The sequence below is a fragment of the Niabella aurantiaca DSM 17617 genome, from assembly GCF_000374125.1.
Lineage (GTDB): Bacteria > Bacteroidota > Bacteroidia > Chitinophagales > Chitinophagaceae > Niabella > Niabella aurantiaca.
Window position 1 is genome coordinate 204,376 of record NZ_KB893628.1, and the last position, 7,536, is coordinate 211,911.

At 43.6% G+C, this 7,536-nt stretch carries 5 protein-coding genes; 4 read left to right on the forward strand and 1 reads right to left on the reverse strand.

Annotated elements, in window-relative coordinates; genetic code table 11:
• The first annotated feature begins 228 nt into the window (after nt 1-228).
• From mnmG to B160_RS0110030, 3 genes are all read left to right on the forward strand, one after another.
• Nucleotides 229-2,097 (forward strand): tRNA uridine-5-carboxymethylaminomethyl(34) synthesis enzyme MnmG, encoded by a 1,869-nt coding sequence (gene mnmG / locus B160_RS0110020; RefSeq protein WP_018627777.1) that lies wholly within the window; start codon nt 229-231, stop codon nt 2,095-2,097.
• 64 nt (nt 2,098-2,161) lie between these two features.
• On the forward strand, nt 2,162-2,896 hold the full coding sequence (locus B160_RS0110025; protein ID WP_018627778.1) for a DUF2490 domain-containing protein: 735 nt from the start codon (nt 2,162-2,164) through the stop codon (nt 2,894-2,896).
• 196 nt (nt 2,897-3,092) lie between these two features.
• Nucleotides 3,093-4,103, forward strand: a complete 1,011-nt coding sequence (locus B160_RS0110030; RefSeq protein WP_245562188.1) for a glycoside hydrolase family 88/105 protein — start codon at nt 3,093-3,095, stop codon at nt 4,101-4,103.
• 560 nt (nt 4,104-4,663) lie between these two features.
• Here B160_RS0110030 and B160_RS0110035 read toward each other — a convergent pair.
• The gene (locus B160_RS0110035; protein WP_083927688.1) at nt 4,664-6,361 is read right to left on the reverse strand and encodes a hypothetical protein; all 1,698 of its coding nucleotides are present in this window, start codon (nt 6,359-6,361) and stop codon (nt 4,664-4,666) included.
• Between the two features lie 960 nt (nt 6,362-7,321).
• Between B160_RS0110035 and B160_RS28850 the strand changes: the two genes are divergently transcribed.
• Nucleotides 7,322-7,536 (forward strand): ISAon1 family transposase N-terminal region protein (locus tag B160_RS28850; protein WP_018627783.1); only part of this gene is annotated, 215 nt, incomplete at its 3' end.

The window sequence follows — 7,536 nt, forward strand, 5'->3', positions numbered from 1 at the left end:
TGTTTAAACGATGGTAATATCCGGGTATTCCCAGACCAGACCCGGGTGTTTTATGTGGTATTCATTTTGTTTTTTTTTGCGATCACCGCTCTATGGCAATTGTAAGCATTGAATAGATTAACTGTTTCACGTGGAACACCAGAATCGGTCGAAAACAGTATGCTCCCTGAGAATGTGTTGAAAAGGATTAAGAAACACTTGTAAAGGGAATGACTTAATTTTGCAGCCATGTTTCCAGAATATGATATAATTGTTGTGGGCGCCGGGCATGCGGGCTGTGAAGCCGCCGCTGCTGCTGCCAATATGGGCTCAAAAACCCTGTTGGTGACCATGAATATGCAGACCATTGCACAAATGAGTTGCAATCCCGCTATGGGTGGTATTGCAAAGGGGCAGATCGTGCGGGAAATTGATGCCCTGGGTGGTTATTCGGGGATTGTTACCGATCTCTCTATGATCCAGTTCCGGATGCTTAACCGGTCAAAAGGTCCTGCTATGTGGAGCCCCAGAGCTCAGAGTGATCGTATGCTTTTTGCTGCAAAATGGCGGGAGATGCTGGAAAAGACCCCAAATCTTGATTTTTACCAGGATATGGTTAAAGGATTGATCGTGAAAGACGGCCGGGCTGCCGGCGTTGTGACCGGTCTGGGACATGAGATCCGGGCAAAAGCAGTGGTATTGACGAACGGAACTTTTTTGAATGGGATCATCCATATCGGCGAAAAACAATTTGGTGGAGGAAGGGTAGCAGAAAAAGCGGCCAGTGGTATTACAGAACAACTGATAAGCCTGGGTTTTGAAAGCGACCGGTTAAAGACCGGGACACCACCCAGGGTAGACGGACGAAGTCTGGATTATTCGAAGATGGAAATCCAGGAAGGGGATACAGATATAGTGGGGTTTTCATTTTCAGATACACCAAAGATCGATCCGCTGCAACAGCGGAATTGCTGGATCACTTATACCGATCAAAAGGTACATGATATGCTAAAAACAGGTTTTGACCGTAGCCCGATGTATGCCGGAAGAATTGATGGGGTAGGACCCCGGTACTGTCCAAGCATCGAAGATAAGATTAACCGTTTTGCGGATAAGGAGCGGCATCAGCTTTTTGTAGAGCCCGAGGGCTGGAATACCGTGGAGATCTATGTAAACGGTTTTTCTACCTCGCTTCCCGAAGAAGTACAATACGCCGCACTGCGGATGGTACCTGGTTTTGAAAATGCCCGTTTGTTCCGCCCGGGATACGCTATCGAATATGATTACTTTCCGCCTACACAGCTTAAAAACACATTAGAAACAAAAATAATATATAATCTGTATTTTGCCGGCCAGATCAATGGAACCACGGGCTATGAAGAGGCGGCCTGTCAGGGGATCATGGCAGGGATCAATGCACATTTAAAGATCTACGATAAAGCACCCTTTACACTTAGGAGAAGTGATGCCTATATAGGGGTGCTGATTGATGACCTCATTAATAAAGGAACAGAGGAACCTTACCGCATGTTTACCTCCCGCGCAGAATACCGTACACTGCTTCGCCAGGATAATGCCGATGCACGGTTGACTCCCATCAGTTATAAAATGGGTCTGGCTTCTCAAGAGAGAATGGATAAAATAAGGCATAAAAATGAAAATATTGCCAATATAAGAAGTGTTTTAAAGGATATCTCCCTCAGACCCGAAGAAATCAACGGATTTCTTTCTGAATATCATTCTTCTCCCATCCAGGAAAAACAACGGGTAGAAAAGATCCTGCTGCGCCCGGATATAGAATTAGAGCACCTGGTGGATGCTGTTCCTTTTCTGAAAGAACAGGTAAAAAATTATACAAAAGAAGAATTGGAGCAGGCCTCTATTCTTACCAAGTACGAAACCTATATTGAAAAAGAACGTGAGCTGGTGAGCCGGATGAGTGAAATGGAAAATCTTTCCATTCCGCAGAGCTTTGACTATTCCCGGTTAAGCTCCCTCGGAAATGAAGCCAAAGAAAAATTAAACCGCATCCGGCCGCAGACCCTGGGTCAGGCCAGCAGGATCTCGGGGATCAAACCAAGCGATATCCAGATCCTCATGGTTTATATGGGGCGATAAAAATCAAACCGGGGGGCACTATCTTATTTTATTTTCTTACATTCATCCGGGTTAAACCTTATTTATGTTGCAGAGAATCATAACATTTACGGTGATTTTATTTTATTGCTCCGGCATGGTTGCCGCCCAAAGCCAAAGCGGCGAACATGCTTCCGGTTTTCTAATGACCTCGCTCACCTATAAATTCAATCCAAAGTGGACGGCATATGCCGAAGTGCAGGCACGGTCTATCGAAAACTTTACTCCGCTGGATTATTATGAAACCAAAGGTGGGATCGGGTACAACATTAACAAAAAAAATCAACCGTTTATTGGTTTTGGACGATACACGACCTTCCGGGAGCAGGATCTTTATCAAAGGGAATTACGGCTGTGGCTGCAATATACTTTTACCAACAATATCGGAAGACTGAAATTGGATCACCGGGGGCGCGCCGAGCAGCGGTTTTTTCATTTTCCTCAAACGGAGCAAAACAAAACGGACCAGCGTTTCCGCTATCGGTTAAGTGCCACCTTACCGATTAATAAAGAAAAGGTAGAGGCCGGTACTTTTTTTATTAACGGATTTGAAGAACTTTTTTTTGGTCCCAAAGCAGACCTGATGAAGCGTAACCGGTTGTTTACAGGATTTGGCTACCAGTTTACAAGAAATGTAGGAACCTCCACCGGGTATATGTGGCAACGGGAACTGTCTCCGGACGGGAACAGGAACCTCCATTTTTTATACCTCGCTGTAAACTTTGTATTGGATGGAAAAGAAGGTGACGACCGGAATATTGATGTGCCCGTAGCGGATTAACGGGAGGACCCGGATCATTGCCTGCATCCGTACCTTTGACGGCCAGTTGTAAATTCTTTACACATACAAATCAATAACGATGATATTTAAATTAAGACGCTTGCTTCCTGTTTTTGTAGGAACCCTGGTAATAATGACTGTTAGCGGACAAGCGAAGCAGGATGGGGTGCTCAAACCAAAATCGGTTCTCAATCTTATGCACCGTGTAGCAGACTGGCAGCTTGAAACCTGGAAAACAAAAGGATTTAAATACCCTAAATCGGATTGGACAAATGGAGCCTGCTATACGGGTTTGTACAGTGTGGGCACATTGAAAGGTGGAAAAAAATACCTGAAGGCCCTGGTAAACATTGGCAATGAGCTGGGCTGGAATACGGGCCGTCGCCGGTTCTTTGCGGATGATTATTGTGTGGGTCAAACCTATGCACAGCTTTCAATAAGGTATAAGGATAAAAAAATGATTGCGCCGTTTGTATTGCTGGCAGACAGCATCCTGGCAAAACCACATGATGAACCGCTGAACTGGAAGAACAGTATTCAGCTGAGGGAATGGGCCTGGTGCGATGCGCTGTTTATGGGCCCTCCATCGCTGGCCTACCTTACCAGTGCAACCAAAGACCCCCGTTATTTTAACATGGCGGCAAAGTTATGGTGGAAAACAACGGATTTTCTTTACGACAGTACGGAAAGCCTCTACTTCCGGGATGAGAACTATTTTCATAAAAAAGAAAAGAACGGGCAGAAAACTTTTTGGTCCAGGGGAAATGGCTGGGTGCTGGCCGGCCTGGTCAGAATGCTGGAAAACATGCCCGCTGATCATCCGGACCGGGCAAGATTTGAAAAGCTGTATAAAGAGATGACCGCAAAAGTGGTCTCCCTTCAGCAGCCGGATGGCAGCTGGCATGCCTCGTTACTGGATCCCACAAGCTTTCCTGTAAAAGAAATGAGCGGTACCGGATTTTTTTGCTATTCGATCCTGTGGGGGCTCAATCATGGGCTTCTGAATAAAGATACGTATTGGCCGGCGGCAAAGAATGCGTGGGCCGCAATGACAGCATCTGTGAATGCCGCAGGTAAACTGGGGTATGTGCAACAAATTGGAGCGGCTCCCGATAAAGTAAATGCAGAGACCACTGAAGTATATGGTGTCGGCGCTTTTTTACTGACGGGAACCCAGCTCTATCATTACCTAAAGGCGAACCGGTAAACCAAAAAGGGAAACGACAACTTCGCTTGTTTTGAAAGCATAAAAAACAACCCGGTTTAAAATATTGGATGAACGATTCATTGATCAGAGGGCGGATGAGAATGGACATCCATATTCAGATCCTTTTGAACCAGGGAACCGGAGTATTCATTTTTGGCTGTATTATACAAAATAGTATAATTAGTTAAAGCCAAATTGTACAAATACGGCTTATTATGCTTTATTCGTCCGGGACACAGAATCAATCAAAGATCAGGTCAGGTCCGCGAAAAAACTTCTCCTGCTGTATAGACAGAAGACGGATCAGAGATCTTTAGGGCATTTGCGAGGGACTTTTTATTTTCTACGGAGTAATGCAAACTTTACTGTGAACGTCTGCGGGCCTAAGCGAAAGAGTATGAAAAAAGAGACTCTTCGGTATCTCTTTTTTATCTGCATATCAATAAAAAAATGGCTGCCAATTTGAAGACAGCCACCTTTTTTATACTTTGATGAATTTGCTTCGCGATCTGGGTTTATCGGGAAGGTTCCATAGAAACTGCAATGATGGGCATAGCCCATCACTCCTTCACCGCCGCTACCACCTTCGAGTAGCGCTTCGTTCCATCTTTATCTACCTGCGCAATACGTATATATAGCCTTCCATCATTGGCGGGGACATCATTTGTTTTTTTACAGCCTGAGTATAAAAAAACAAACCCGGCCAACGCCACAGTTATTACCTGACATGCACCATTCCTGCGCCGTATACGAAGTCCTAAACCTCCTAATGCCAACAGGCCAATACCCAATGCTACCATACCAGCCGGTGCGGTCTTGCTAAACTCATATTGAAGCATTCCTGTAGAAAGGCCATTTGTTGCCAGCGATTTTACCGTACCAATCGTTTTAAAATGAACGCCATCAATAGAGGCGTCTATTTCAAAATGATCGTTATTGGTTTCTGTTTCGGTAGTCCAATTTACTACCAATGCATCTCCTTTTATAACAGCATTAACGGTGCCAAACGCTACCGGCAATGCCTGTGTAAATGTGACTGTATATTCATCATTTTCACTTCTGGTTGTCGTTCCATTTACTGAATAAAAGAAACTGGTTGTTTTAGTTCCTCCCGGTGTTTCAGGGCTGGGAGCTATCGACAGCTTAGCCGGGTCATAGCCTGTAATGATATATCCACCGGCATCCATATCCGCCAGGTCGATAGGATGCCCGTCGTATGTAAGTATAAAGCCATTGGTAGGCAAGCGGGTAATAGTAGCATTTTTCCCTGTCCAGTCTATTTCTACACCACCGGTTTCACTATCGCTACTTCCCCGCAGCGGCTTATCGCCCAGGTTCACGGTTGTGGGCGCGCCGGTAACTTCCTTAAGAATGGGGTAGCTAACCGGATTGCAGGCGCTTACACTGGCATTGTACGAAGATCCGGGTTGTTGGCCGGTAGCACCCACAACGGATGGAACTCCATTTGCATCGATGCCGCTGTTCAGCTGACCATTGCTATTAAGGTCTGCGGTAATAAAACTGGCTCCTCCCTCAATGGCATCTAAACAGCCATCCCCATCGCTGTCCAAATCAAATTTATTCAGAATGCCGTCATTGTCGGTATCTCCACAATCCTGAAAATCGGCGCCAAACAAAAAGTTACAATAGTACTCGGCGGTAAGATAGTTAAAGGACACGTTGCTGAATGTTCCCATAACACGAACAATGGCATATCCTTCTGCTCCGGTGATTTGTTTAGAATTATCCAGTGTTACATTTTGTGACCATTCTATCTGGATATCATCACTGAATTGAACTGAAACGCGCTGACCTGCCCGTCCTATAGAAGCAAAAACAAGTACGGGATTGGTCATGGGGCTTGCGAAACTTAGGACATTTGTAGTTGCCGCAGTGTTCTGAATTGCACCGCTGCTTGGTAAGGGATTTGGAGGCGTTCTGTAACTAGCGGGAAAAGTTCCATAGCCGAATAATGAGCTCGTGGCTATTGATGATGACGACGTGTAGGTATAACCAATACCATTGATCGTTCCGGTAGCAGTATATGGTCCGCCGGTAGGGTTACTTACAGTTGGTGCATTTGACCAGAAAAAATGCGACTGGTTACATTCATTGGCATCAAGAATGCCATCATTGTCATCATCAAGATCAACTGAATTAATAACGCCATCACCATCGGGATCATCATTGGGGCCATATTGGCTAAATGCATACGAGCTAAGGAAAAGAGCAAGCAGTAAAGAGGAAATCTGTTTCATAAGGGTTTTAAGTTTATATATGATTTAATTAACTTTTAGATAGCATGGAGTTTTAATTGATAAGTTACGTTGGAAGGGATAGTGTAAAATGCAGATACTTATAACGTCTCATTTTCAAAATTGAGAAAAAACCCAAACCCGGGCGCAGTGTTTATGGAAGGGCATTTTTAATTTAAAATATCTATTAAAAGTTGGTTTCGAAGAAATAAATACGGGTGTACAAACTCAATGAATCTTTTGATTTAAACAAGAAAGAACTCGCGGTTTCGAAAACTGAGAGCTCTTTCTTCTCATAATTTGCAAATTTCCAGACCCGGGCACAAAAATCAGCCAGTTTCTCATCAAAAATATAAGGGATAAAAAGCAAGATTGACTCATTGAATTTATGGGGCCGATTTGGATTTAAATCAAGTGTAAAATTAGTTATATAATATATACAAGCAATTATCTATCTGTTATTTATTAAGAATAATAAAAAAGGAAGTTTTTCTTACGGACATATTCTGCACATTAAACCATAAAGTATCGCGAACTTGATTAGATTAAGCTAAATCCAGAATTTATGTGATTGGGACTTTAGAAATAAATACAATCATTTTTCGCAGTTTAGCGCCGGCCAGCCATTACATTTCAGAGCAGACCCTTTTGTATTTAAAAAGCAGCGGTTGAATTTTTGTCCGAGTATTCATTTATTGAATCCGCATCATACAAAAGGATTTTCTTTTCGGGCTGAGAAAACCGGATTCTTCACTTGTCTTTTAGCTTCTGCAAAGTTGTTTACTGATAATACGAAGATCTTTCATAGCCTCTTTGCCTGAAATCCATTTGCCTCTTATCTGCTCTACAGCGCGATTCAGAAGGTGAAAATGCAGGATCTCTTCAGCAAAACTTCCATAGAATAATTATGGATCAAGTGAAAAAGTTGGGGGAATAGTAAAAAAGTGATTTTTTTGCTGGGGTATGAGTGAAGATCAATCAGAGACATTTAAGGCATTAGCGGGGTATTTTTTGCCGGCAGGTACGCTGGAATATTTCGATTTAGTTCGGGTATTAAAAGACAAGGAAGGGTTGGTGTTGTTTTTAGAAGAGCGCAACGAGCTTCCAGAAGAGTTCAAAGGACAACGCTATCATTCCAAAGGATTTTTACCGGAGGTACGTGTACAGGATTTCCCGAT

Excerpts from the sequence above, each read along its gene's own strand:
- mnmG (WP_018627777.1), top strand. The coding sequence starts at position 229 with ATGTTTCCAGAATATGATATAATTGTTGTGGGCGCCGGGCATGCGGGC.
- B160_RS0110025 (WP_018627778.1), top strand. The coding sequence starts at position 2,162 with ATGTTGCAGAGAATCATAACATTTACGGTGATTTTATTTTATTGCTCC.
- B160_RS0110030 (WP_245562188.1), top strand. The coding sequence starts at position 3,093 with ATGCACCGTGTAGCAGACTGGCAGCTTGAAACCTGGAAAACAAAAGGA.
- B160_RS0110035 (WP_083927688.1), bottom strand. The coding sequence starts at position 6,361 with ATGAAACAGATTTCCTCTTTACTGCTTGCTCTTTTCCTTAGCTCGTAT.